At 42.1% G+C, this 25,054-nt stretch carries 21 protein-coding genes; 14 read left to right on the plus strand and 7 right to left on the minus strand.

Features of this window, described 5'->3' with window-relative positions:
* Positions 1 to 19 precede the first annotated feature (19 nt).
* The 8 genes from AKG39_RS11395 (at position 20) to AKG39_RS11430 (ending at position 9,161) form a co-directional block, all read left to right on the plus strand.
* Positions 20 to 1,174 (plus strand): iron-containing alcohol dehydrogenase, encoded by a 1,155-nt coding sequence (locus AKG39_RS11395; RefSeq protein ID WP_050740573.1) that lies wholly within the window; start codon positions 20 to 22, stop codon positions 1,172 to 1,174.
* Between the two features lie 211 nt (positions 1,175 to 1,385).
* Positions 1,386 to 2,555, plus strand: a complete 1,170-nt coding sequence (locus AKG39_RS11400) for an MFS transporter (RefSeq protein ID WP_050740523.1) — start codon at positions 1,386 to 1,388, stop codon at positions 2,553 to 2,555.
* Between the two features lie 135 nt (positions 2,556 to 2,690).
* Positions 2,691 to 3,101 (plus strand): large conductance mechanosensitive channel protein MscL, encoded by a 411-nt coding sequence (gene mscL / locus AKG39_RS11405; protein WP_050740524.1) that lies wholly within the window; start codon positions 2,691 to 2,693, stop codon positions 3,099 to 3,101.
* A 175-nt stretch (positions 3,102 to 3,276) separates the two neighbouring features.
* On the plus strand, positions 3,277 to 3,747 hold the full coding sequence (locus AKG39_RS11410) for an HAD family hydrolase (protein WP_050740525.1): 471 nt from the start codon (positions 3,277 to 3,279) through the stop codon (positions 3,745 to 3,747).
* Between the two features lie 11 nt (positions 3,748 to 3,758).
* A complete protein-coding gene (locus AKG39_RS11415) occupies positions 3,759 to 4,421 on the plus strand; it encodes a Crp/Fnr family transcriptional regulator (RefSeq protein ID WP_050740526.1) in 663 nt (220 codons plus the stop codon).
* A 138-nt stretch (positions 4,422 to 4,559) separates the two neighbouring features.
* Positions 4,560 to 5,945, plus strand: coding sequence for a uroporphyrinogen decarboxylase/cobalamine-independent methonine synthase family protein (locus AKG39_RS11420; protein ID WP_050740527.1), 1,386 nt, complete (start codon positions 4,560 to 4,562; stop codon positions 5,943 to 5,945).
* A gap of 979 nt (positions 5,946 to 6,924) precedes the next feature.
* Positions 6,925 to 8,595: a formate--tetrahydrofolate ligase gene (locus AKG39_RS11425; protein ID WP_050740528.1), complete on the plus strand. Its 1,671-nt coding sequence runs from the start codon at positions 6,925 to 6,927 to the stop codon at positions 8,593 to 8,595.
* A 62-nt stretch (positions 8,596 to 8,657) separates the two neighbouring features.
* Positions 8,658 to 9,161, plus strand: a complete 504-nt coding sequence (locus AKG39_RS11430; protein ID WP_050740529.1) for a GNAT family N-acetyltransferase — start codon at positions 8,658 to 8,660, stop codon at positions 9,159 to 9,161.
* 130 nt (positions 9,162 to 9,291) lie between these two features.
* On the opposite strand, the gene AKG39_RS11435 is transcribed toward AKG39_RS11430, so the two are convergent.
* The 4 genes from AKG39_RS11435 to AKG39_RS11450 form a co-directional block, all read right to left on the minus strand.
* On the minus strand, positions 9,292 to 11,625 hold the full coding sequence (locus tag AKG39_RS11435) for an arylsulfatase (protein ID WP_050740530.1): 2,334 nt from the start codon (positions 11,623 to 11,625) through the stop codon (positions 9,292 to 9,294).
* Positions 11,626 to 11,690: 65 nt separating this feature from the next.
* Positions 11,691 to 12,932, minus strand: a complete 1,242-nt coding sequence (locus tag AKG39_RS11440; RefSeq protein ID WP_201780276.1) for an anaerobic sulfatase maturase — start codon at positions 12,930 to 12,932, stop codon at positions 11,691 to 11,693.
* A gap of 349 nt (positions 12,933 to 13,281) precedes the next feature.
* The gene (locus AKG39_RS11445; protein ID WP_050740532.1) at positions 13,282 to 13,566 is read right to left on the minus strand and encodes an SHOCT domain-containing protein; all 285 of its coding nucleotides are present in this window, start codon (positions 13,564 to 13,566) and stop codon (positions 13,282 to 13,284) included.
* A complete protein-coding gene (locus AKG39_RS11450) occupies positions 13,567 to 13,986 on the minus strand; it encodes a DUF6325 family protein (RefSeq protein WP_050740533.1) in 420 nt (139 codons plus the stop codon). It abuts the gene before it with no gap.
* A gap of 313 nt (positions 13,987 to 14,299) precedes the next feature.
* Here AKG39_RS11450 and AKG39_RS11455 point away from each other — a divergent pair, with 313 nt between their 5' ends.
* Positions 14,300 to 15,079, plus strand: a complete 780-nt coding sequence (locus AKG39_RS11455) for a sulfite exporter TauE/SafE family protein (protein ID WP_050740534.1) — start codon at positions 14,300 to 14,302, stop codon at positions 15,077 to 15,079.
* Positions 15,080 to 15,275: 196 nt separating this feature from the next.
* Here the strand turns inward: AKG39_RS11455 and AKG39_RS11460 are convergent, their stop codons facing one another.
* Entirely contained in the window at positions 15,276 to 15,824 is a 549-nt protein-coding gene (locus tag AKG39_RS11460) for an HdeD family acid-resistance protein (protein WP_050740535.1), read from the minus strand.
* A gap of 339 nt (positions 15,825 to 16,163) precedes the next feature.
* Here AKG39_RS11460 and AKG39_RS11465 point away from each other — a divergent pair, with 339 nt between their 5' ends.
* From AKG39_RS11465 to AKG39_RS11475, 3 genes are all read left to right on the plus strand, one after another.
* Positions 16,164 to 17,549 carry a uroporphyrinogen decarboxylase/cobalamine-independent methonine synthase family protein gene (locus tag AKG39_RS11465; protein ID WP_050740536.1) on the plus strand — a complete coding sequence of 462 codons (1,386 nt, stop codon included), beginning with the start codon at positions 16,164 to 16,166 and terminating at the stop codon, positions 17,547 to 17,549.
* A gap of 154 nt (positions 17,550 to 17,703) precedes the next feature.
* On the plus strand, positions 17,704 to 18,216 hold the full coding sequence (locus tag AKG39_RS11470; protein ID WP_050740537.1) for an SOUL family heme-binding protein: 513 nt from the start codon (positions 17,704 to 17,706) through the stop codon (positions 18,214 to 18,216).
* A gap of 230 nt (positions 18,217 to 18,446) precedes the next feature.
* Positions 18,447 to 20,459, plus strand: a complete 2,013-nt coding sequence (locus AKG39_RS11475; RefSeq protein ID WP_050740538.1) for a GAF domain-containing protein — start codon at positions 18,447 to 18,449, stop codon at positions 20,457 to 20,459.
* Positions 20,460 to 20,703: 244 nt separating this feature from the next.
* Here the strand turns inward: AKG39_RS11475 and AKG39_RS11480 are convergent, their stop codons facing one another.
* Positions 20,704 to 21,405: a 3'-5' exonuclease gene (locus tag AKG39_RS11480; protein WP_050740539.1), complete on the minus strand. Its 702-nt coding sequence runs from the start codon at positions 21,403 to 21,405 to the stop codon at positions 20,704 to 20,706.
* A gap of 450 nt (positions 21,406 to 21,855) precedes the next feature.
* On the opposite strand from AKG39_RS11480, the gene AKG39_RS11485 reads away from it, so the two are divergent.
* Positions 21,856 to 22,683, plus strand: a complete 828-nt coding sequence (locus tag AKG39_RS11485) for an EFR1 family ferrodoxin (protein ID WP_050740540.1) — start codon at positions 21,856 to 21,858, stop codon at positions 22,681 to 22,683.
* A gap of 275 nt (positions 22,684 to 22,958) precedes the next feature.
* Here AKG39_RS11485 and AKG39_RS11490 read toward each other — a convergent pair whose 3' ends face one another.
* The gene (locus AKG39_RS11490; RefSeq protein WP_050740541.1) at positions 22,959 to 23,639 is read right to left on the minus strand and encodes a 3'-5' exonuclease; all 681 of its coding nucleotides are present in this window, start codon (positions 23,637 to 23,639) and stop codon (positions 22,959 to 22,961) included.
* Between the two features lie 308 nt (positions 23,640 to 23,947).
* Between AKG39_RS11490 and AKG39_RS11495 the strand changes: the two genes are divergently transcribed.
* Positions 23,948 to 25,042 (plus strand): 6-phosphofructokinase, encoded by a 1,095-nt coding sequence (locus AKG39_RS11495; RefSeq protein WP_050740542.1) that lies wholly within the window; start codon positions 23,948 to 23,950, stop codon positions 25,040 to 25,042.
* Positions 25,043 to 25,054 lie beyond the last annotated feature (12 nt).

Raw genomic sequence — 25,054 nt, forward strand, 5'->3', positions numbered from 1 at the left:
GTTAAGAAAGGAAGTAAAAATGAATTTCGAATTTATGACTGCCAATCGGATTATTTTTGAAACCGGGGGCATTGCGAAAATCGGTAAATTAGCAAAGGAATTTGGAAATAGAGTTCTTCTTTCTTCGGGCATGTCTATGGATGAAACTAAAAAAGTGATGGGTTATTTACAAAAAGAAGGCATAACCCCGGTTGTGCTGATGGTTCAGGGCGAACCCTCGGTGGAAGGATTGAAAGAAGGCTTGGAACTGGCCCGAAAAGAAATGTGTGACAGTGTCATAGGGTTTGGCGGTGGAAGTGCAATGGACACCGGCAAAGTCATTGCTGCCATGCTTAAGAATCCCGGGGAAATCATTGAATACCTGGAAGTCATTGGGGCGGGACGGAAACTCAAGATGCCTTCAGCTCCATGTATAGAGATTCCCACTACCTCAGGCACCGGGGCAGAGGTTACCAAAAATGCAGTTTTAAGTTCAATCGAAAATAAGGTCAAGGTGAGTTTGCGAAGCCAATTTATGTTGCCGGAAATTGTTTTACTGGATCCGGAATTAACCATTAGTGTACCGCCGGACGTCACTGCCAGCACCGGTCTGGATGCATTGATCCAGGTCCTAGAGCCTTTTGTTTCAAAGTTCGCCAACCCCATCACCGATGCTTTTTGTCGTGAGGGTTTGCGACGAGCAGCACGATCTTTAAAGAAAGCCTATGATGATGGGACGGATATGAACGCCCGGGAAGATATGGCCATTACCAGTCTCTTTGGAGGATTAGCTCTTGCCAATGCCAAGCTGGGGGTGGTTCATGGTTTTGCCGGGGTTATCGGCGGTATGGTAACCATCCCTCATGGGGTAATTTGCGCAACATTATTGCCTTATGCTATCAAAATTAATGTGAAATCCATCACTGTGCGGGATCCTCATAGTGCGGCATTGAAACGTTACGATGAGGTTGCCCAGATTCTCACGGGCAATCAAAAAGCAACAGCTATGGATGGGGTTCTCTGGATCCATGAATTGTGTAAGTATCTTAAAGTCCCAACCCTGTCGAGCTTTGGTTTGACCGTCAGCGAATTTCCAATGATCATCGAAAAATCAGTGGCTTCCAGCAGTATGAAAGGTAACCCCATTGAATTGACCTATTGGGAATTAGAGGAAATTCTAGTAAAAGCCCTGTAAGAAAAGTGGCATGAATAAAGCATATCAGAGGTAGTCTAAGTTTAGGGGCTGCCTCTGTTTATATTGGATTATATGGAAACTGCAATTCTTTTAAATATTTTAACCAGGTATTGTTTGCTTTCCGCTGTAATATTTGTTATTATCATACAATGAATTTATCAGCAGCTTGTTTTAGTAATTACTTGTAATCGATAAAAAGAAAGAGGATACATTGGACAGAAAAAGAATTAAATTAGCTATTTTATCGATTTCGTCTTTACTGATGATTTCGATGACTGCTTCAGCCGTGTTGGCTGATATTCAAGCCCACTTTGTTGGGGTTGATGAATCCATTATTCAAATGGTACTAACCATACCCGCACTCTTAGCCGTTTTTTTTGCATTTGCATCCGGGCCGCTGTCAATGCGGATTCCCAAAAAAAGCCTTGTCATGTTTGGCCTCTTCTGCGGATTAGCAGGAGGGATGATTGCCCTTATCTTCGGGTCAATGAGCATTGGGGTTTTATTGTTTTCTAGTGTCCTGATTGGAATCGCTCAGGGGATTAACTCCACCATGACCATGGCTTTAATCGCCGATTTTTTTGTGGGTGAGGAAAGTGGGGCCATGATGGGTCTACAGTCCGCCGTTGTGAATGGTGGTAGCATGGTTCTTGTTTTTACTTCGGGGATACTGGCAGGAATTCAATGGAATTACTCCTATCTTGTTTATCTGGCATTTATACCGGTTCTTATTATCATTAATAGAACCCTTCCCAAGGATGCCCCATCTGCACAAGAAGAGGATCATGCCGAGAAAAGCGGCAAGCTCAATGCAACCGTTTTTTTTACAGCCTTAGTGATGTTTCTTTATGGAACCTTTTTATTTGTTTACCAGACAAACATTGCGCTATTAGTTTTCAGCAATGGGTACGGCGATGCATCCACCAGTGGTCTGATTAATACCTCCATGTCCGCGGCAGGGATGGTCACTGGTATATTATTCGGACGGTTCCAAAGAGTGTTAAAGGATTTAACCATTCCCGTCGCACTATTGGTTTCAGGAATAGGGATGTTTTTAATTTTTTCTGTTGGAACACTGCCTGTTTTCTTTGTTGCCGCCATTTGTATGGGCTTTGGTATGGCCACCATTATGCCTGCCGGCACTTTTGTCGCCGCAAGTGCGGTTAACGCAGGCATGCGGGCCACAGCCATTGCCATTGTTACCGCATCGGTGAGTTTAGGTATGTTTAGCTCACCAATTATTATGAATGCTTTATCCAATTCAATTGCCGGGGGCAGTATTAGTTTTAAGTTTATGCTGTCGGCCATTGGCTTCTTTATTATCGCAGTAATGACAGTCGCCGGATACAGAATCATCGCTAAACGGCAGCTTCAATCCTAGTGTATGGTCCTGGGAAAGCACCCTTATTTAAGAATCTCGAACCTTAAGAGACCCGTGGATTTTCTTAAATACCTTGACAGTCCAGCTTGTTTTGGATATATTAATTGAGGTAAAACATCAGGAAGGATGCTGAATATGAAGAACTTATTAAAAGAATTTAGAACATTTGCCCTCCGCGGAAATGTGATGGACCTCGCCATAGCGGTCATCATCGGAGCCGCATTTCAAAGCGTGGTAAAGTCTCTGACCGACGACATTATTTCTCCGATACTCGGACTGTTTGTGCAAACCGATTTAAGCAATTTGGTATTATCGATTTTTGGTGTTGAGATTCGATACGGCTCTTTTTTAACTGCGGTGATTAATTTTGTGATTATGGCTTTTGTGATATTTTTCCTTATGAAAGTCGTCAATCAGGTAGCGGGATTGAAAAAAACAAAAAAAGTGGCAGAAGTGCACATCAAAACCTGCCCATATTGCTATACTGAAATTCCGATAAAAGCGCAGCGATGTCCACATTGCACTACGAACTTGACCCAGGAATAAACTATATTAAAAGGTGTTCGAATTCATTCATGAATTCGAACACCTTTTTTTAAAATACAATTAAATTTCGAATTGGCTATTAAATAATTAATGGCATAATGGGACAGAAAGGATTATAATAAATGAAAGCATTATTTGAATAAAAATGAGGTCTTAGCAATTCAGGAGGAGAAAAATGATTATATTAGATATACCGGGTTATGAAACCATTCAAGTGAAAAGTGTGACCTTTGATTTTAATGGAACCTTAGCTGCGGACGGTATTTTAGTCCCAGGGGTAAGCGAAAGATTAGTGAAACTGGCAAATCTAGCTAATATTTATATCCTGACCGCAAATACCTTTGGTACCGCAGGCGATCAGTGCCGGGACTTGCCGGTTAAAATGGAAATTTTCAGCAATGCGAATATATCAGAGAAAAAAATGAACTTTGTGGAAAAAATTGGACCGGAGACAACCATTGCGATTGGAAACGGCAGAAACGATCGTTTAATGTTTGAAAAAAGCGCTCTTTCAATTATTGTTATGGGGAAAGAGGGATGCTATATAAAATCAATGCTTACTGCAGATATCATTGTGAACAATCCAATCGATGCCATCGATTTGCTTTTAAAAAGCGATCGAATTGTTGCCACACTAAGAACCTAAGGGGCTAATAAATGGAATTACAGTATTATTTTTCCGATGATTTTTCTAAATTCGAAGATTACTTCTCAAAAATTGAGCATAAGGTACGCCAATACAAAATAGGTGAACCGGTTAATGCCTTTGGGGAACCCATGGATGAAATGTACTATATTTTAAATGGGACCATGTCTGCCTCAGTTTTACATGAATCCGGGAATGTTAAAACCTCCTCTTTTTATGGAAAAGGTTATCTGGCGCCTTTGTATTTCCCCGGAGATTTATTTATTATGCGATCCACAGCATTTACAGCTATTTCGGAACTAGAAGTTTATGTCTTTAATCGTAATACTTTCGACCGGTATATCAATAGCAACCCAGAGCTGAATATTGCCATGTATCAGGCCTATATCAAATTAGTTACCTTAAACAGTCAGGAACTTGCCAATCAGATGTTTTCCACCGGCATGGAAAAGATCTGCAATTTCTTTTACATCTACCTGGATAATACAAAAAATCATGATAATAGTATTCTTTTATCTCAAAACGCCATTCAGGAAATTGTCGGCTTAAATCGGGGCAACGTGGCAAAATATTTGCGGATTCTCAGAAACGAAAAAGTGCTTAAAACGCAAAGAAATAAGATTATTATTCTAAACATGGAAAAGCTAAGGGGATATTGCTCAAAAGAAGTGTAAATATTCTTAAATAATTAAAGTTTTACAAATAAAAGTGCTGAATGTCTTTTAAGAGATAGTTTGGTTCTTTTTTATTTGCTATGATATGGCTATAAATGAAAACGTTAAATAATACAAAATTTACTGGAGGAAAAAACCATGAGTGATGTTTTTAAACTACAACAGGAACGCGGAAAACTATACAGTGATTATTACACAAATATTATTCCCGACAGAATGCCAATTGGCGTCACGTTCCCAACCCATTTATTAGCAGAATATGACGGACAGAATTTGTTTGATTACCAATTTGATTATTCCAGACTTGCCAAACCGGCAAAAGAACTTTGTGGCAAAATTTATTCTGATGGCTGTCCGGTACTTCCGGCTAATTTTCTTTTATCCAGAACCCCTTCCATGTATCAATTGTACGGATCTCAGTCTTTTGTTATGGGAAAAGGCGGTTTTGTCCAGCATCCCGAAGTAGTGGGAATGGAGGCTGACGAATACCCCCAATTAATCGAAAAACCTTTTGATTTTCTGGTGGAAACCGTTATCCCGAGACAGCACAAAAATCTGGATCCTCAAAATCCTATCAAAATGGCCACTGCCATCCAAATGGGAAAACTGGCCCTGCAAAATGATGAAATGTCCTTTCTTCCAACCTTTTTGGAATTGATTCAAACCCAGGGTTATTATGGAGGAGCCCCATTCGGTTCCTTTAATTTTACCGAAGCTCCCATTGACTTTATCGCCGATCAGCTGCGCAGTTTCTCGGGCATCAGTATGGATATCCGACGACATAAAACCCAGCTGCAAGAAGCCGCCGATGCAGTGATGCCGTTATTGTTTCATTGGGGAATGCCAGCGAATCCCCACCCCGAAGGTAATGTATTTATACCCCTTCATATGCCGACTTTTATGCGGGAAAAAGATTTTTCAGAAATATGGATGCCTTCCTATAAAACCATGCTGCAGCAGTTTGCTGCCTGTGGCGTCAGACCAAACATGTTCTGCGAATCTGATTGGAGCCGGTATCTGGATATCTTATTATCTGAAATCCCTGCAGGTTCACAATTAGCCTTTGAATACGGTGACCCCCAAACTATTAAAGATAAACTGGGTAAAAAATTCATGATCACCGGTTTATTCCCATGCAGTTCCCTTAAAACCGATACACCGGTTGAGATTGTGGACCGGGCCAAAAAATTTCTGGATATTATGCTTCCCGGCGGTGGTTATATGTTTGGATTCGATAAAAATCCACTGACCCTGAAAGAAGTTAATTTAGAATCATTGGCAGCATTAACTGAATTTGTTCGGGATTATGCGACATATGATAACGCCGGAGAAGCTTTCGGCACACCTCTTAACAGTGAAGGATTCGTATTCGATGAGACCATTGTTCCCAAACCCCAGTCTCAATACTTATTCAATTGGGATGAATTTAAAGAAAAATATCCATTAACTCCGGATTTTGCCCAGACAAATTTTGAACGTTTCAGTAAGGAAACCTTTGATTTTTATATGAATCTTTTAATTTAAAAAAAATAATTAATTTAATTTATTTTATATTGGCCATTTTTTGATGGAAATTTCCGCCCAGCGGAAAGAGTAAGTGAATCTGGAAATCCAAAGTGTGGTGGAGTAAAAGGCAACCTTCAATAATCAATGCTATTTTAAATGTTCATTTTTGATGAGATTGCAAAATCCACTAATGATGCTCAAATTAATGAATTTTATTAATTTACAAAAATGTGATGAAATACCTGTTCAAAATATTTTGCTAGAGTATTTTGAAAAATCTTTCCTGGAGACAACAGTAAACCGTGTTCTGGCACATGCTTATAAAGGCTAACACCAGTTCGCAATGATGCAGATTTCTGATTTTACTATTGTCCTCGGATCGATATTTCCAGTTTGACTGAAGTCTGAAGTGATGGAATACCTATTATAGGTATTCCATCACTTTTTTTTGCATAGTACACTGACGACCATAAAAGTTTGAATTGTCATTATAACCCTGACAATATTCATATTTATTCTCAGAAAAAAATAAAATTCACTTCATTAAAGCCAGCCTTCCATAGCCTGTTAATATCGGATATTTATATTTTTTCTATTATTAACGAAAGTAGTATTATTTTACTAGTATAAAATATTTACTAACATCATAGAAAATCTGATGCATATTTTAATATTTCGTTAAATATATAACAAAATATTACTTATTAATACATCGTTTGATAATTAACGAACAACAAAGTATACTATATTGCTCCAAAAAGAAAAAATATTGACATTTTAGAGAAAGGGTGGTAACCTTGGATCAAATATATATACATGTGTGTAAACGAATTCTTCCCGCAAATTATATTGTAAAAGCAGGGATAAAAAAAGAAAGGAGAAATAAAAAGAAGTTGGAAATATTGGAAAATGAGAATCAGAACCGTTGAATAAAATCGCCACAACAAAAAATAAATAGCAACAAAATTTTATTAAGAAGAAAGCGGAGAATTAAATTATGAAAACAGATGTACAGATCGCACAGGAAGCCACACTAAATCCAATTGCAGCAGTAGCCGAAAAATTGGGAATCACAGGTGAAAAACTCGAGCTCTACGGAAACCATAAAGCAAAGGTGTCTCTATCTGTCTTAAAAGAAAACCAGGCAAAGCCGGATGGTAAATTAGTGCTGGTAACAGCCATCAATCCCACCCCTGCCGGGGAAGGAAAAACCACGACCAATGTCGGTCTTTCAATGGCTCTTAATAAAATTGGGAAGAAAACCATTACCACTCTGAGAGAACCCTCGCTGGGACCCTGCTTTGGGGTTAAAGGCGGCGCAGCAGGCGGCGGATACGCTCAGGTTATCCCAATGGAAGATATCAACCTTCATTTTACCGGAGATTTTCATGCCATCACATCTGCCCACAGTCTTCTGGCCGCATTGCTGGATAACCATCTTCACCAAGGCAATGCCCTGCAAATCGATCTGAATCGGATTGTCTGGCGTCGAGTTGTGGATATGAATGATCGTGCCCTTCGAAACATTACCGTAGGCCAGGGAAGCAAGGCCAACGGGGTCGAACGAGAAACCGGTTTTGACATTACGGTGGCTTCGGAAATTATGGCTATTTTGTGTCTGGCCTCAAGTCTGACGGATTTAAAAGATCGTTTATCCCGAATGATTGTTGCCTATGATGTAGCCGGAGAAGCTGTTACGGCGAAGGATTTGGAAGCTACAGGAGCCATGGCTCTTTTACTGAAAGACGCCATTAAACCAAATCTGGTACAAACACTTGAAAATACCCCGGCCTTTATTCACGGCGGCCCTTTTGCGAATATTGCCCATGGATGCAACTCGGTGCTGGCTACTAAAACAGCCCTGAAACTGGCGGATTACGTGGTCACCGAAGCAGGCTTTGGGGCGGATCTGGGTGCGGAAAAATTCTTTAACATTAAATGCCGCTATGCAGAGCTGAAACCCAACGCCGTGGTTATTGTTGCAACGGTTCGCGCTCTTAAGATGAACGGTGGAATAGAAAAAACAAAGCTGTCAGAAGAAAATGTAACCGCTGTGAAAATCGGAAGCGCCAATCTGGTTCAGCATTTAGAGAATCTAAAAAAATTCAAGGTACCGGTGGTGGTTGCCATTAATAAATTTCCAACCGATACGGAGGCGGAATTTGAAGCCATACGACAGGCTTGCTCCAGCGAAGCTGTAAACGTCGTGCTGTCTGATGTGTTTTCACAAGGGGGCGAAGGGGGCGTTGAATTAGCCAATGAAGTGGTGAAGCTCTGTGAAATGGGGCCATCCCAATTTGAGCCGCTCTATTCATTGGAACTGCCACTTGAAGAAAAAATCGAAACCATTGCACGGGAAATTTATCGGGCAGATGGAGTTATATTCACACCAGAAGCTAAAAACCAATTGGAAGAGATAGTGACACTGGGATTTGATCATCTGCCGGTTTGTATGGCAAAAACCCAATACTCATTTTCTGATGACGCCGCTTTATTAGGAGCACCAAAGGACTTTAAGATTCATGTGAAAGAAGTGCGATTATCTGCAGGCGCCGGATTTGTTGTGGCTATCACCGGATCGATTATGACCATGCCGGGTCTTCCAAAAGTACCGGCTGCCAACGGAATGGATATCACCGAAGACGGTGAAATCATCGGATTATCCTAGAAATTTAAACTGAAAGATTAATGATTAACTGATTTGAAAATCTAAAAAAAGAGGTCATGAAAATGGAATTTAAATTAAGAGATTGGAAATTAAACGACGCAGAGAGTATTGTACCCTATGCAAATAATCCAAAGGTTGCCGGGAATTTAAGAAACACCTTTCCATACCCCTACACCCTGGATGACGCCCATCTTTTCATTACAAAAAGTATTCATCTGAACAAAAGAAAACAGCTGAATAAAGCCATTGTTATTGCTGATTCCGCAGTGGGTTCCATCAGTCTGCTCATGCAGGAGGATGTCAGCTGCAAAAGCGGGGAACTGGGGTTCTGGTTAGGCGAACCATTTTGGGGAAAAGGCATCATGACCGAAGCCATTGTTCAAGTCTGCGACATCGGTTTTAAGGATTTTGATATGTTTAGGATTTACGTCAGGCCATTTGCAGAAAATAAAGGCGCCCGAAAAGCGCTGGAAAAAGCAGGATTCCAGTTGGAAGGCATTTTCAAAAAAAGCATCTTTAAAAATGGAAAAGCCATGGATTCGTGCATGTACGCACTGGTAAAATAAACAAGTTTTTGGTTTAATCGTCCTGGGGATAACTGATGTTACGTTTGTCCCCAGGACTTACTTTTTTGATTTATTTTTATTTTGAACTACTGACTAAACTAATGACATAGGTTTTCGGTCTTCATGATGTTTAATCGACAGCAAATGCTGCGGCAGCTAATTTTTCGAGGTTGCGATATTGGTCTTTTTCAATCGTAACGCCAACAAATTGGATCTTTCCTCCAGTGAACTTCCCAGGAGACTTATAATCCTCACTGACAGAATCCCCGCTATCCCTGCCGACACACAAACCATCTCCGCACAGAGTGAACTTCCCAGTCTGGGTGCGCATAGGGCCTTCTGCCATAACGGTCTCATTGACATAAAGTTTCGTATTGCCCAGAGATTCGTGATGCTCGCCCATACCCTCACGAATGAACTCCATGCCAAAGACATACTTACCGGGTTTGAGTTCTGAGGAGATGAACTTTTGCTCCGGCTTAATACCTAGGAAGTTATAGACGTAGTGCACCTTCTTGTCCTTAATGAACAAAGCATGACCTCCGAACCTGGAACCGTGTGCAAAGATTACACCAGAACAATCCGGGTCGATGATTTCCACATCAGCAAGTATTTTGAATGAACGGCCGCGAACGTTGACGGCAACACTCTCGGGGACTTCCGAAGTATCAGGATAGTAGATATAACGTTCCCTTGATGCTTCTTCCGATGGCCGTGGGGTTGTTAAAATCTCAACGGCATTGCGATCATCCAGCGGTAGGACCAGATTCTTCTCCGCTTCGTCAAACCAGGATTTAATAAGTGACTGGAGCTTTTCTGGATACTCGATGGCCAGATTTTTTGATTCGGCAGGATCCGAATCAACGTGATAGAGTTCCCACAAATCATCCTCAAAATGGCCTTTATCGGATGGCGCCGGTGCATGGAGCGCGATGGCCTTCCAGCCGTCCTCCCAGATTGCCCGGGTACCCATCATTGCATAATACTGGCGTTTTTTTCTGGTCTGTTCATCCTTTTCGGCTCCAAAGGTATAGGCCAGTGAAATGCCTGAAAGGGGAAGCTGTTCGACACCTTTGTAGACCTTGGGCATTTCCAGACCGCAGAGCTCCAGCAATGTCGGAACGATATCGGTGGAATGATGGTACTGGTTACGCACCTCACCAAGGGCCTTGATCCCTTTTGGCCAGGAAATCACCAATGGATCACAGGTGCCGCCTGCAAATTCCGAGTACCGTTTAAACATTTTGAATGGCGTGGAAAATGCAGTGGCCCATCCCGTAGGATAATGGTTGTAAGTGTCGGGGCTGCCTAAAACATCAATATACTTTATATTCTCGTCTAACTCATCGGGATAGCTGTTAAAAAGCTTGTTTTCGTTCACCGAGCCATCGGGACTGCCTTCACCCGAGGCACCGTTATCAGCAGCATATAAAACAATGGTGTTGTCGAGCTGGCCACTTTCCTCCAGGTAGGCAATGATCCGGCCAACCTGAACATCGGTATATTCAGAGAATCCCGCAAACGCTTCGGCCAGACGGGAGAATAATTTTTGCTCATCTTTACTGAGTGTATTCCAGGGTCGCACATTGTCTGGAGGGTACGCCACATCGTCTGGCAGCGGGTTGGCTGGGGTGAGCTGGGTATCCTTCGGGAGTAGTCCTTTTTCGATCATCCGTGGCAGGACCCAATCCCGATAAGCTTCGTAACCGTTGTCGAACCGGCCCTTGTATTTGTCGATGTATTCCTGTGGAGCCTGGTGGGGAGCGTGGTTGGCTCCGGGACAGAACCACATGTACCAGGGTTTTGAGGGGTTGCTGGCCTTCTGATCCTTGATCATTTGCAGCGCCTGATCCGCAAGGTCTTTTGAAAGATGATAACCTTCCTCGGGGCTGTAGGGCTGATCGATAATATGATTGTCCTCAACCAGACTGGGATACCACTGGCTGGTTTCGCCTCCAAGGAAGCCATAGAACCGATCGAATCCTTGTTGAAGAGGCCAATATTTTCGGGATGCACCGGATCCAAGATCTGTTTCGGGTACGTTGTGATTCTTACCCACCCAAAAGGTACTCCAGCCGGCATCCTGGAGGAGTTGCCCAATGGTGGCACATTCCTCAGGGAGATGGCAATGCTGTCCCGGGTAACCGTTTGATGCTTCGGTGATCGAGGCAAACCCGTTAAGGTGGTGATTGCGACCGGTCAGAAGGGTTGATCGGGTGGGGGCACACAACGCCGTAGTATGCCACTGGGAGTACATCAGTCCCTGGTCTGCCAGTTTCTGTAAGGTCGGCATGTTAACTCCGCCGCCGAATGGTGACCAGGTGGCAAGACCCGTATCATCATAAAGAATAAACAGAATGTTCGGGGAACCTTCAGGGGGAACCGTGTGTTTATAGAGTTCCCAATCCGGAGTGGAATCCCGGACATCGAGTTTGATAACGCCATTGAATTTTTTTGTTGACATAATATCCTTCTCCTTTGTATTTTTTTGATTGTGTTAAATAGAAGCTGTGGGATTTTATAAGAATTCTAGGGATGACTATCGGCATTTTGGGTCATAATTTCATCGGCAAAACGCCCCTGCCGCAGGAGCTCCGCCATAGTCTTCATGGAACCATCGATATGGGTGAAGAACGATCGGTATCCGGCACAGAGATAGTTCAGCCCATCTTCTCCGGCAGGTGTTTTGATGAAACGATTTCGGGGGCACTCGCCGTAACAGGCGAAGAGTACCGGACATTCCCGGCAATATTTAGGGAGGGTATCGTACTTATATTGGCCGAAGCGGTGCTGTTGCTTTGAGGTAACTAAGGCTTTAAGGGACGTGTCCCTGATATTGCCAAGGTGGTATTCCGGTTCCACAAAATGATCACAGGAGTACACATCGCCATTGTGTTCAAGGACTAAAGCGGTGCCACAGGTCGGGGCGCTGATACAGGCGTTGTGCTGGCCCAGCCAGCTGCCCAGGGCGATGTCAAAGGTATTCACGAATACAGTTCCGACATCTTGGTTTACCCACTCATCAAAAATGGTAGTGAGAAACTGGCCAAACTTTTCGGCGGTTACGGAGCGGTCAGTCACCAGATTGCCTGCCTGCCGGTAAAGGGGCCTGGTCTTGTCAGCGGTTTCACCCCAACCCTGGTTGGCAAGGGCGATGGTGTCCGCGGTGGCCCGCTCGACAATGGGAATCAGCTGGATGTATTGTGCCTTTAAGGTGTCTCTGAAAAAGTGATAAACCTCCAGAGGATAATCCGCATTGGCTTTATGGATGGTGCAGAGAATATTAACATCTACACCGTGCTTCTGGAGACAATTCCAGCCCTGGATCACCGCGTCAAAGCTGCCCTGGCCATCCTTTCCCACCCGGTAAACATCATGAAGCTCCCGGGGTCCGTCAAGGCTCAGCCCAACCAGGTAATTATTTTTCTTAAAAAATGCCGCCCAGGAATCATCGATGAGGGTGCCGTTAGTTTGAATGGAGTGGAAGATCTGCTGGTGGGACTTGCGGTATTGATTTGCCAGTTCAACAGACCGCTTAAAGAAGTCCAGTCCCCGGAGCATGGGCTCGCCGCCCTGCCAGGTTATCTGAATTTCTGGACGGTCAGACGTCATAATAAGCTGCCGGATGTAAATATCAAGGGTCGCTTCGTCCATAAGTGGACTCTCATTCTCTTGATAGAGATTTTCCTTCGACAGAAAGAAACAGTACTTGCAGTTGAGGTTACAGGCTGCCCCGGAGGGCTTGGCCAGAAGATGAAAGTTCAGATCCATTGCATCCATACCCCCTTCGTCATATTAATATATTTAGATAGATTTATAAAGGGGTGGGAAGTCGTATCTATGATTTTCATGGTTGTCTCCTTAGATTATTCGGATTGTAGAAAAGTAAGTCATGGGGGCGATTGTGCCACCAGTAGTTTGCATCCTAGCGAAGGATTGAGGGATTACATGGTCTTAAAGCTTATAACGATAAATAATAATCCCAATATAAAAAGTAAGTCCTGGGGATAATTGCAACATCTGGTATCTGTATTATGGCGTACAGGTCATAACCTGAACGTGCATAAGCAGACAACGATTTGCTATTATCCTCAGGACGGGTATTACATACAAGGTGATTTTACAAGCCTAGTATTTGTTTCTTTTTTGCTTCAAATTCAGCAGAAGATATGATCCCCTGATCTTTCAATTGAGCGAGTTGAGTTAGTTGAGCCATTTGATCATCAAACCCCGGAGTTGGTGCTGCAGTTTGTTGAGCCTGCTGCTGTGCCATTTGAGCCTGATAGGCTTGTTGATCCTGGGCTGCATATTTTTGCTGCTGTTTGTGCTGAACCCGACCGGATACTGCACTTGCCGTGCCGACAACTGCGGCGGTTCTAGCCATTCCTCTTAATAATCCCGGCATTTACATTGCCTCCTTTGTTTCAATTTCACCTGCGGCGTCAGGATGGATGCGGCCTTCTGATAATAATCGGCCATTGGCGCTGAGCAACGCTTTCTTGAGATCCTTGGCCCATAATTGTTCGATGATCAATAACCCAGCAGCACTGTTGTTATCAAGGAGTTCAGCGACCTCGTCGGTATCCTCCAAGGAAATTAACCCCGAATTCGATACATGAGTTAAATCAATCGCACGGGCTAAATCGTTGTCCAAGTTACTCAGTTCAATTGCATGTACTTGGCCCTCTTCATCTTTGGCGATCACTGCAATATCAAGTACATCAATAATCTTTTTTTCAACCGCTTCCCCCAAAGCATCCAATACCTCGCCATTAAACTTATTTCCTTCAAAACCTACGACGATAAAATCAATTGGTCCATGCATATTTCGCTCCTTTCAACGTATCTGTTTTTCAGATTTGTTCTTAATTTGTTATGGCATTAAAGTTAAAAGAGAATAATGCCATAACAAATTTAAGTTATAGTTTGTCTACCCAAATTTTAAATAGTCTACCATGCGTTTTACAATAAAATGATGATTATTTACAAACTAGTATTTTATCGCATAGAACACTTGCTTTGATTGAAAAATATTGTTTGGGGTAGAAATAATAAAAATTCGAATAGGCTCAAAATAAGGAACGGTTAACAGTCTAAATTTTAGCGAACTCCGGTTTTAAGAAAGTGAAGTGTTGGAGATGCAAATTGGTATCCTTTATTTTTTAGTCATTGTTTTGGCAAACACGGTGGGGGCAATTTCAGGAATGGGCGGCGGCGTTATCATCAAGCCGATGCTGGATGCCATCGGTGTGCACTCATTAAACGAAATTTCATTTTATTCCAGTATAGCGGTTTTTACCATGGCCATTGTTGCCACCTGGCAGCAATTTAAAAATCCCATCGATGTTAAAATAAAATTGGCGTTACTGATATCTTTTGGTTCTTTTTTAGGAGGCGTTTTAGGCCAGAGTGCTTTTTCCCAGCTACTGGATTTTTTCGCATCTGAATCAACGGTACAGTGGATTCAGATTATTCTAACGGTTTTATCCCTGGTATTTGCATTGCTTTACACCATAAAAAAATGGAAATCCTGGAAGCTCAAAAAAATGGGCTGGTATTTAGCCCTCGGATTATTCCTCGGGTTTCTTTCAACCTTGTTGGGGATTGGCGGGGGGCCCATTAACGTGGCATTGCTGATGCTTTGTTTTGGCATTCCCATTAAGGATGCCACAGTCTATTCTATTATCACTATTTTCTTCTCCCAGCTATCGACATTAATTACCATTGGTTTGACAACCGGGTATGAAGCCTTTGATTTAAGTTTATTGGCCTATATTATTCCCGCAGCAATGATCGGGGGATTCCTTGGGGCACGACTCAGTGGTGTTTTATCTGAAAAAAGGGTTCTCAGAGTATATCAACTGGTGGTTATGCTTGTGATTATCCTTAATATTGCCAATGGCCTTGGTTTAGAATAATTCTGAGAACTGATTTTTAAATTGATATTAAAAGCATAAAAAAATTAGTCCCGGGGACTTTGGTAACATCAGTTGTCGGCATCATAGCTTGTACGATTATACAGCCGACAACGATTTACCAGTGTCCCCAAGACGGTTAAATCAAAAAAGCTAAGGCACAGGATTCAAAGTGAAATCCTGTGCCTTCGATTCGGTCTTAAACAGCAGTCGGCTTACTTGACATGGTTGAAGCAAATAATGCGATACCGCTGACGATTAAATAAATACCGGCAACAATATAAAAGGTGAATAGCATGACGTAGGGGTTGAAAAGAAAGAAGAACCCCAGAAGAATATTAATAACTCCGGCTGCCGTAAGCCATCCGGTGTTTTCACCGCCCTGTTTTTTCAACACAGATGATGCGGTAACTTGGTTAATCCCAGTGAACAGTGTCATGAAAGCCAGCATAAATGCGAAGGTTTCGGCTTGGGCAAGTGTTGGCGAAAAAAGCAATAAGAAACCAAGAATGACTGCCAAAATCCCGGCAGTAAGATTCCAACCATTTTTAACCTCGCTTCTGGCAAAATCGAAAATCAGAAATACGCCATAAATCATGATGCCGATAATAAATAACCAGATCATCATGGATACAAAAAACTGGGGAGCAAAGAAGACCCCAACACCAAGGAGAACCATCAGGATAGATACCACAATCCCCAGGCCTTTTCTGCCCTTGGTCACATTGCCTAAAACATCAGTATTCATTTTCACTTCCTCCTTTGAATTTATGAACCATAAACATTTACATCAACGTTATACCCAATTTTCTAACCAAGTTAACAGACTAGTAGAGAAAATAAAAAAATAAATGAAAGATAGGATATCCTTTACTTTCGTTTTGTTCATAAGCTATAATAAAAACAAATCGTTTATTTCAAAATAAAATTAATGAATTGAATCCATGAAATTCTTTAAACGATCCCTAATTTTCGAGTGAATAGGGGTTTGTAAAAAAGCGTTAATTTGTATAAATCCACAGTCAACACTTTAATATCGATAGCACAGCATCAATGAACAATTCATCATTCAAGAAAGGGGAAAATAATGACTGATCTTTTAAAATTACAGTTGGAAAGAGGCAGACTGTACCAGGATTTTTATGCAAATAAAATCCCGGACCGTATGCCCATTGGTGTCAGCCTGCCCAATCACCTGCTGGCAGAATATGATGGCCAGAATCTGTTTGATTTCCAATATGACTATTCAAAACTTAAAAATCCTGCAAGAGAAATCTGCCGTGAAATTTATTCTGACCGATGTCCTGTGCTTATGGCATGTCCGCTTGTGACAAGACACCTTCCTTTCTACCAATTGTTCGGTTCGAAAACCTTTGTAATGGGAAAGAACGGCTATGTTCAACATCCGGAAGTTGTGGGGATGAAGGATGACGAGTATTCCCAATTAATCGAGAACCCCTTCGATTATCTGGTTGAAACCGTTATTCCGAGACAGAATAAAAATCTTGACCCCAAAAATCCTATCAAAATGTCTATATCAATCCAAATGGGAAAACTATCCCTTCAAAATAAGAACAAGGTTATCGGTCAAATGGCACAAGATCTGATTCAGACCCATGGTTATTATGTGGGAAGCCCCAAAGGTTCATTGAATTACACAGAAGCGCCCATGGACTTCATTGCCGATCAGCTTAGGGGGTTTACGGGTATCAGTCTGGATCTGAGACGGCACCGAGCACTGATTATAGAAGCTGCGGACGTATTGATGCCATTGCTTTTTCACTGGGGACTTCCTAAAAATCCACATCCCGAAGGCGGCGTATTCATACCACTGCATATGCCGACTTTCATGGGAGAAAAAGATTTTTCGGAAGTCTGGCTGCCATCCTGCAAAAGAATGCTTCAGCAGTATGCCGCCCTGGGGGTCAGAGCTCATATGTTCTGCGAAACCGACTGGACCCGTTATCTGGATATTTTATTATCCGAAATCCCCGGAGGCACTCAGTTGATGTTTGAATACGGAGATCCCCAAATCATTAAAGACAAACTGGGCAAGAAATTTATGCTGACCGGTTTATTCCCATGCAGTTCCCTTAAAACCGATAGCCCTGTCCAGATTGTGGATCGGGCCAAACGATTCCTGGACATTATGCTCCCCGGCGGCGGCTATATCTTTGATTTTGATAAGAACCCATTGACGATGAAAGAGGTGAATCTGGAATCCCTGGCCGCACTGACAGCATTTGTCCGTGATTATGCGACCTATGACAACGCCGGAGAATCCTTTGGAACCCCCCTAAATAGCGAAGATTTTGTCTTTGATCCGAATCTGGTTCCCAAACCTTCATCCCAATATTTATTCAACTGGAATGAATTCAAGGAACAATACCCGTTAACCCCGGATTTTGCCAGAGTAAATTTTGAGCGTTTCAGCGAGGAAGCCTTTGATTCGTATATGGACCTGCTGATGTGATCATTGGTCAAACCGATGGCATTTTTCAAAATGCACCGATAAATTGAGCAGTCTAATTAAGGATCGCCATTGATTGACATGATTTTTATAATCCTCTGAATATGATTTTATAAATGGGTAGTAATACTATATAAACAGTAAAGGAGGATTTGCAATGGCACATCATGAAACCCCGGCATATAAGGTGCTTGAAAAAGATGGTGCATTTGAAATACGATCCTATGAAGACTATTTTACCGCCGCAGTCGACGAGGTCAGCATGACCGATACAAACGGATTTGGACAGATTTTCGAATACATTAGCGGCAGCAATTCAAAAAAAGAAAAAATTGACATGACGGTTCCGGTAATTAATGAGCTCGAAAACGGAAGCGTTACCACCGAATTTGTGATGCCGCATCACTTTACCAGGGAAAGCCTGCCGGATCCGGACAATTCCCGAATCAAAATAAAAACAAGAGAAGACCGACTTTGTGCTGTTATTTCTTTTTCAGGTTCCATCAGCAGCGAAAAAATTGATAAGCATCTGGAGAAACTACAAAAATGGCTGGTTGACAAAGATATCAAAACCATCGGCGGCTTTCGTTTAGCACGCTACAATCCGCCATTTACACCGCCAACTTTCAGACGCAATGAAATATTAGTCGATATCCAGAATATTGATTAAAACCTGGTGTTGCTGAGAAAATCGCCCTGGGGACAACGGTAAATCTTTATCGGTATCATGATACCGATAAAGTGACCTTGCCATTGTCTCCAGTTTTATTTGTGAAATAAAACCTGTTATTGGCGTCATAGGATTGTGAAAATTCTTTATATTTAGTATAATATGCATAATTAATATTCAAATAATGTTAAACACAATAAATCTTTAAAAAGGTCCGAAGGGGGAATGTTATGAGCCTGAAAATGTGCAATTTGCTGGATGTGGAAAAATACCTGTTGCTGGAATTGGTCTATTTTCACCTTCCCCCTGCGTTGAAATCAAGCATCTCCCGGGAAACACCGATGAAACTGGATGTTTACATCGACCTTCTGGATCAGTGCAGCCATTCCATGTATCCCGGGTTCGTCAACAAGTCTCAGCATGGTCGGCAATTTATGAAATTGCGCCAGGGATACTTCAGGAGAATCTATGCAACCAGCGAAAACCTGGGGGACATTCTGATCACCGGTTATATGAACGACAATCACGGACCCTTCGGAAACACTCTGGAAAAACCAAAAACCAGTTTTGTGGGTCTTGCTTTCGAGGACAGTGAAAACAATGGCGCCGTCACCTTCAGCGGCTGTGAGCAGATGTATCCGTCCAGTCTGGTGCTGGACTGGGGTGGCTGCTTTGCAGCGTCGCTAGGGGTTATTACCGAGCATCATCACAGAGCCATGAGTTTTTATGATGCCCACATGCAAGGAATTTTCGGTGAGCGCAATATTCTGGGACATTCCAAAGGCGGCAATCTGGCAACCTATGTTTTCATCAATCGTCTTCATCAAAACACCAGGGCCTATTGCGTCAATGCCCAGCCTTACTGCTGGTATACCATGAATAATGCCCAGAAGGAAGCTCTGAAAACAGACCGTTTCGAATACATTGTCCATGCCGATGATCCCACCCGAAAAGCCAGCTACGTCTCATATATCAGCCGCACCGCACCGCTGAACCGGTATGCCAAAAAGCGCTTTATCAACATTCACGGTCTGGCTGAGGTGAATTTTGATGCATTCGGAAATCTCGAAGGGACCCGGGTCATACGGGAAACTACAGACAGTCTCAAGTCCAGGATCTTTAAGGATTTCACAGCGGAAAGGCGTCTCAACCATGATGAGTGCATGGAACAGTTTCAATCTCAGATTCAGGCAAGTACCGCTATTCCGCGGCTTCTCAGCACAACCATGGACGAACTTCTGATGGTAACTGAGGCTCTTGCGGCCATTCTCTGGCTAAAGGACAGTGATGGGAAAGGGGCGTACATCTATCCGCTGCTCATTAAAAGTCCTGCGGCCGACGAATTCTATCAGTTGAAACTGCGCAAGGGAAACGGCATCGCGGCCCAGTGCGTCTTTGAGGGCCTGCCATATTTCATCCGGGATTCACAGCGGTACAACCTGCCCTTTGAAGGCATGGACCAGGCCATGGGCATTACCATCACCTCGGAAATTGCAGTGCCGCTGGGGATTGATGAAAAAGAAGTCTTTGGGGCACTGGAACTGATCAATAAGAAAAACGGCGTTTTCACCATTGAGGATTTTGCGCTGGTAAACGATATGACTCTGGCCATGCTGGAGGTTTTTAGAAAATCGGGTCAAACCATTGACAGTTATCGGGATTTTTCCCTTTTGAAAATACGCCGGGGAAATGAAAAACTGTTTGCCATCGAAAAGCACGCCTATGAGGAAGTGTCTTTTGTTTCAGCGGAAGCAAAAAAATCATTCCTGAACATGATAACCGGCCAAACCCTGGGAACACATGAGGTTCTGACCTTTAATCGCCGCAGCTTTAATGCCTCAAAGAAAGCCGAATTCAAAGAGCTGCGAAACCGGGAGTATGCGGAAATTTTCAAAAATCCTAAAGACCGTTATTTAAATAAAAGCGTGGCAGCGGTTTTGAAACTCGCGCTGCTCCGAGCTAAGGACAAATTAATGCGGATCGATGAAGTGGCTAAAAAAGCCGGCTTTCAGGATAAGCTCAAAACCCCGGTGAAAGATCTGACGGACGACGAATACGTCCGACTTGAGTATGCGGTGGCCCAGGTAAAGCATCCCATGCTGATGATTGTTAACCCGCCGTTTAAAGGGTTTAGCGGTGCTGCCTATGAAGCATTATGCAATCAACTGAAACAAGACTGCCAACACAAAACCCTAACAGCACTGGTATTGAGTTTGGAAAATGCTGCAGAAGTGCCTGTATAAAGAACGAAGAGATAGTGATGGATCAATTGCAATCACGGGTAACCCAGAAGTGCAATCTTGCGAAACTTCAGAATTAGGAAGCAAAGAAGGTTGATTATCATTGTCAACCGTGTAATTGCTGATGCTGGAATTTTGCGCGAAAAAAAACAGCCATCTCCCTGGCTGACCGATTTGTGTCTACGGATACGCAAACGGCCAGGCCGTTGGGAAATGGTGTTTTTTTTAACAATCTAATATTACTTGTTTATGGGTAAAGGGCCCTGGAAACACGAAAAGATTTATCAACACCGGCTTCTTTGCGATGACATTTTCTTTTATATGGTGAATGCTTAATCTTAAACTCCGAGGCAAGATTAAGGGTATCCAATTCTTCCACACAGGCAATGGGACCATCATGCATCTTCAATGAATGATACAGGTTATAGGCTGCCAGGCAATCCGTAAGGGCTCGATGAGTGTTGGTATTTTGAATCGCGCATTTTTCACACATGGTTGCAAGTTTATGATTGAGTGCTGAACTTTGCTGTTCTCTGAACAGTTCACGAATATCGATAAAATCATTGCTTAAATGGCTCGAAAGATACATTTCGCAATAATCATATAAAAAATTAATATCCGAATTAACGTTATGCCCAACTAAAACAGTGTCTCCAATAAAAGAAAGGAAAGAATCCAATACTGCCTCAATGGGATTGGCATCAGCAATCATATTGTTGGTGATCCCTGTCAAATTTGTAATATAAGAATTAATGGGGTTCTTTGGTCGGACCATTGATTGAAAGATAGAAGTGATTTTATCATCACATACTCTAACCGCTCCAATCTCTATGATTTCACAGAATTTGGGGTTAAAACCTGTGGTTTCGATATCAATTATCACATAATCATTGGGAAATTCAACAAGATGTTGACCTTTATATGCTCTCATGGCTTCACGTGTACTCATAAATAATTCTCCTTACTCATAAACTTTTTATTTTCAGTAAATGGCACAAATTTTCTTTATAATTATTATATAACCAATAAGCTTTCAATTATCCATGTAAACCTATTTTTTATATTGTCTAAAGCAAAGTTTACTCAATTGGTTGTCTTGCTGAAAATGCTGAAGGGAAGATCGGCTTATTCTGTTAAACGTTTCTCAGCAGGCCGAGTTATCCCGCCGATTACCAAATCCTTGAATAGAGCCATAAGTTTGCTTGGCTCAGGCCTTTTATTTCTCTAATTATCATTGTTATTTATTATCCGTTCTGATAGGATAAACCATAGTGTTAAGGCATAATCAACGATAATTTATAAAAATCAAATAAACTTTTGTTTTAGGGGATTTGAAAATTTGTGTTTGAGACGTTAATTTTGCAATTACCTAAAATACCGATTCAATAAGGAGCTCGCAATGAATTTTAAGTTAATTTATATTTCTCCCAATGGCTCCACACGAAAAACATCCGAGGTTTTGAAGACGGCCATTGAGAAAAACGGGCATACAGCAGAGCTATTGGATCTGGGGTTGGGAACGAATCGAAATAACTATGATATCATTTTTAACAAGCTAAAAGAAGCGGATGTTGTGGGATTTGGTTCCCCGGCTTATCATATGGATCTGCTGGAACCCATGCAGCGGTTGTTTGAAGAAATGCTGTTAAATCCGGAAGTCTATCATTTCAAAGCATTTTTATACCTTAATTATGCAGGCATCACCTCAGGTAAAGCTTTTTTAAACACCGCCAAACTGTTTGCGGCCATGGATATTCCCATTATTGGCGGGATGAAGGTTGTATCACCCCATTTCCATCACCAGGAGCCATTTCCCACGGCCATCAGTGAATCCTTTATTCAAAGCTTTTATTATCAAATGCAGTCAAATGCATTTGCGTCCATTAAAAGCGAGCGCCTGTACGACATGTTTTCACACCAGAAAATACGGGTGAAGCTGCTGTACCCATTGGTTCATGACTTCAGCAAAAAAAGAGCGCTGACCATCACTATTCTGTCCGAACAGTGTGTAAGCTGCGGAAAATGCAAAAGAGAATGCCCGGTCGGTGCCATCAGTTTGGATGATACCGCAGTCATCGATCTTGAAAAATGCATTCACTGTTATCACTGCCTGACAGCCTGTAAATTAAAGGCCATAGAAGCTCCAATTGAAAAGCTAGACCAAATGATCCGAATCAATAAACTAATCATCGGCATGGAAAAGCCCCAAAATTATATTTATATGTAATTGCAATAAAAATAATCGGAGTGATCGAGCTAAGAAACGGCATCTTTTGGGGCTGATAATATACTCGTCCTGAGGACGATGATTCAGCATTGTCAAAATTACTTATTTTTGTCTTGAGATTGTTGCTAAAGTAAGTTTCTAAGCATAAAAGTAAGTCCGGGGGACAATCGTAACATCAGTTATCTGCATCATGACGAACAGGCTCTGCCTGTACGATCATGCAGCAGACAACGATTTACGATTGTCCCCCGGACGGATTTATGATCTAAAGTATATTAAATAACCAGAGCCGCACTGCCGCTTTTGCCGATCGGACATTTCTTTTTATTCAGGGGATGCTTACTTCCAAGCTCGGCGCTAAAATTAAGAACATCCAATTTTCCTATGCAATGGGTGGGTTTATATTGGCGCTTTAAATGCTGAAACAGATCATTGATTGCAAGACAATCGGATAAGGCTCTGTGTGCATTGGTGTTGCGAATTGCACATTTTTCACATAAAGCCATGATGTTCTGATTTTGAAGGGGTATTGTTTTTTTTCTTAACAAATCCATGATATCAATGAAATTATTCTTAAAATAATAGTCCAGATGCTCTTTGCAATGGTCATACAGGAAATTGATATCGTAATTAATGTTATGACCCATTAGAAGGCTGTCCGCTGCAAAAGAAGTAAAGGCATCCAGTACCTCTTTTTCGGATTGGGAATCCACAACCATTTCATCAGTAATACCGGTCAAATTAGAAATATAATTATTAATGGGATTCCTCGGTTTGATTAATGATTGAAATATGGATGTGATTTCATTATTGCATACTTTTACAGCCCCAATTTCAATGATTTCATCATTTTTGGGGTTGAACCCGGTTGTTTCAATGTCAATAATCACATAATCATCTGGAAAAACAATCAGACTTTTGCCTTTAAACTCTCGTAATACTGGAATAATGCTCATAACTAATTCTCCTCACTGATATATTTCAAATTTGACCTAAACCATTGAAAACTCACACAAATGGAAATTTAGGTCTATTCTTATTTTATAACCAATTTTATTAATTTCAATCATTTATTTTGTATATATATTAATTATTTTACAATTATTTTTAAAGAGCAGCAATTAAAGGGAATTTCATGGTATCAAAGCTTTAAAAATGGTACAATTGAGATAGTTTTCAATGAATCGGACGTTTCGAATATGAATATGATTTGATTAAAAATTGAGATGATTAATAATTTTACTAATGAAATGGAGCATAATGCATGAATGCAATTAAAAAAATCGGTATTTTAACCGGCGGTGGGGACTGTCCTGGTCTAAACGCCGTTATTCGGGCGGTTACTAAAGCCGCGATTTCAAACTATGGCTATGAAGTCATCGGTTATAAGTTCGGTTATCGGGGTCTTTATAACAACGACTTTATCAAACTCGATGCCCAGAGTGTTTCGGGGATTCTCCACAAAGGCGGAACCATTCTCTACAGCTCCAATAAAGACAATCTCTTTGACTATATGGTGGAAGAGAACGGCCAGAAGATTAAAAAAGATGTTTCCGATATGGCCGTTGCAAACCTAAAAAAAGAAGGGGTGGATGTACTGGTTGTTTTAGGCGGCGACGGTACATTAACCAGTGCCAGGGATTTTGCTCGTAAAGGGGTTAATGTCATTGGCGTTCCCAAAACAATTGACAATGATTTATCAAAAACCGATGTAACCTTTGGTTTTAATTCGGCAGTGGATGTGGTTGTGGATGCTCTGGATAAACTCCACACAACCGCCGAATCCCACCACCGCATTATGATTCTGGAAGTAATGGGGCGTAATGCCGGATGGATTGCCCTCCATGCAGGCATCGCCGGGTCGGCGGATGTGATTCTTATTCCGGAAATACCTTATTCACTGGATGGTATTGTTGCAAAAATCAATGAGCGCAGTCAGCGGGGCATTCCTTTTAGCATTATTGTGGTTTCCGAAGGGGCCAAAGAAAAAGGTGGGGAACTGACAGTGTGTAAAATTGTCAGTGACTCACCGGATCCGGTGCGCTTAGGCGGGATCGGCAATAAACTGGCGTTGGACCTGGAAGGACGAATTCCGGATCATGAATTCCGAAATACGGTTTTAGGCCATCTCCAACGAGGCGGCATCACCTCTGCCTATGATCGCCTGTTGTCCACCCGGTACGGCATCGCAGCGGTTGAACTTATTGCTGCCGGAAAATTCGGATGCATGGTGGCCCTCCAGGACGGCAAGATGACCTATGCTATGTTGGAAGACGTCATCGGTGAAAACAAACAGGTTGATATTCATTCGGAGCTGATCTATGTGGCAAAAAGCCTGGGAGTGTCATTCGGAGAATAACAATAAAATCAT

Source organism: Acetobacterium bakii (assembly GCF_001263355.1).
GTDB classification, from domain to species: Bacteria; Bacillota; Clostridia; order Eubacteriales; family Eubacteriaceae; genus Acetobacterium; species Acetobacterium bakii.

Excerpts from the sequence above, each read along its gene's own strand:
- AKG39_RS11480 (WP_050740539.1), bottom strand. The coding sequence starts at position 21,405 with ATGAGTACACGTGAAGCCATGAGAGCATATAAAGGTCAACATCTTGTT.
- AKG39_RS11395 (WP_050740573.1), top strand. The coding sequence starts at position 20 with ATGAATTTCGAATTTATGACTGCCAATCGGATTATTTTTGAAACCGGG.
- mscL (WP_050740524.1), top strand. The coding sequence starts at position 2,691 with ATGAAGAACTTATTAAAAGAATTTAGAACATTTGCCCTCCGCGGAAAT.
- AKG39_RS11435 (WP_050740530.1), bottom strand. The coding sequence starts at position 11,625 with ATGTCAACAAAAAAATTCAATGGCGTTATCAAACTCGATGTCCGGGAT.
- AKG39_RS11490 (WP_050740541.1), bottom strand. The coding sequence starts at position 23,639 with ATGAGCATTATTCCAGTATTACGAGAGTTTAAAGGCAAAAGTCTGATT.
- AKG39_RS11415 (WP_050740526.1), top strand. The coding sequence starts at position 3,759 with ATGGAATTACAGTATTATTTTTCCGATGATTTTTCTAAATTCGAAGAT.
- AKG39_RS11460 (WP_050740535.1), bottom strand. The coding sequence starts at position 15,824 with ATGAATACTGATGTTTTAGGCAATGTGACCAAGGGCAGAAAAGGCCTG.
- AKG39_RS11495 (WP_050740542.1), top strand. The coding sequence starts at position 23,948 with ATGAATGCAATTAAAAAAATCGGTATTTTAACCGGCGGTGGGGACTGT.
- AKG39_RS11445 (WP_050740532.1), bottom strand. The coding sequence starts at position 13,566 with ATGCCGGGATTATTAAGAGGAATGGCTAGAACCGCCGCAGTTGTCGGC.
- AKG39_RS11470 (WP_050740537.1), top strand. The coding sequence starts at position 17,704 with ATGGCACATCATGAAACCCCGGCATATAAGGTGCTTGAAAAAGATGGT.
- AKG39_RS11455 (WP_050740534.1), top strand. The coding sequence starts at position 14,300 with ATGCAAATTGGTATCCTTTATTTTTTAGTCATTGTTTTGGCAAACACG.
- AKG39_RS11475 (WP_050740538.1), top strand. The coding sequence starts at position 18,447 with ATGAGCCTGAAAATGTGCAATTTGCTGGATGTGGAAAAATACCTGTTG.
- AKG39_RS11430 (WP_050740529.1), top strand. The coding sequence starts at position 8,658 with ATGGAATTTAAATTAAGAGATTGGAAATTAAACGACGCAGAGAGTATT.
- AKG39_RS11420 (WP_050740527.1), top strand. The coding sequence starts at position 4,560 with ATGAGTGATGTTTTTAAACTACAACAGGAACGCGGAAAACTATACAGT.
- AKG39_RS11425 (WP_050740528.1), top strand. The coding sequence starts at position 6,925 with ATGAAAACAGATGTACAGATCGCACAGGAAGCCACACTAAATCCAATT.
- AKG39_RS11465 (WP_050740536.1), top strand. The coding sequence starts at position 16,164 with ATGACTGATCTTTTAAAATTACAGTTGGAAAGAGGCAGACTGTACCAG.
- AKG39_RS11410 (WP_050740525.1), top strand. The coding sequence starts at position 3,277 with ATGATTATATTAGATATACCGGGTTATGAAACCATTCAAGTGAAAAGT.
- AKG39_RS11440 (WP_201780276.1), bottom strand. The coding sequence starts at position 12,932 with ATGGATCTGAACTTTCATCTTCTGGCCAAGCCCTCCGGGGCAGCCTGT.
- AKG39_RS11485 (WP_050740540.1), top strand. The coding sequence starts at position 21,856 with ATGAATTTTAAGTTAATTTATATTTCTCCCAATGGCTCCACACGAAAA.
- AKG39_RS11450 (WP_050740533.1), bottom strand. The coding sequence starts at position 13,986 with ATGCATGGACCAATTGATTTTATCGTCGTAGGTTTTGAAGGAAATAAG.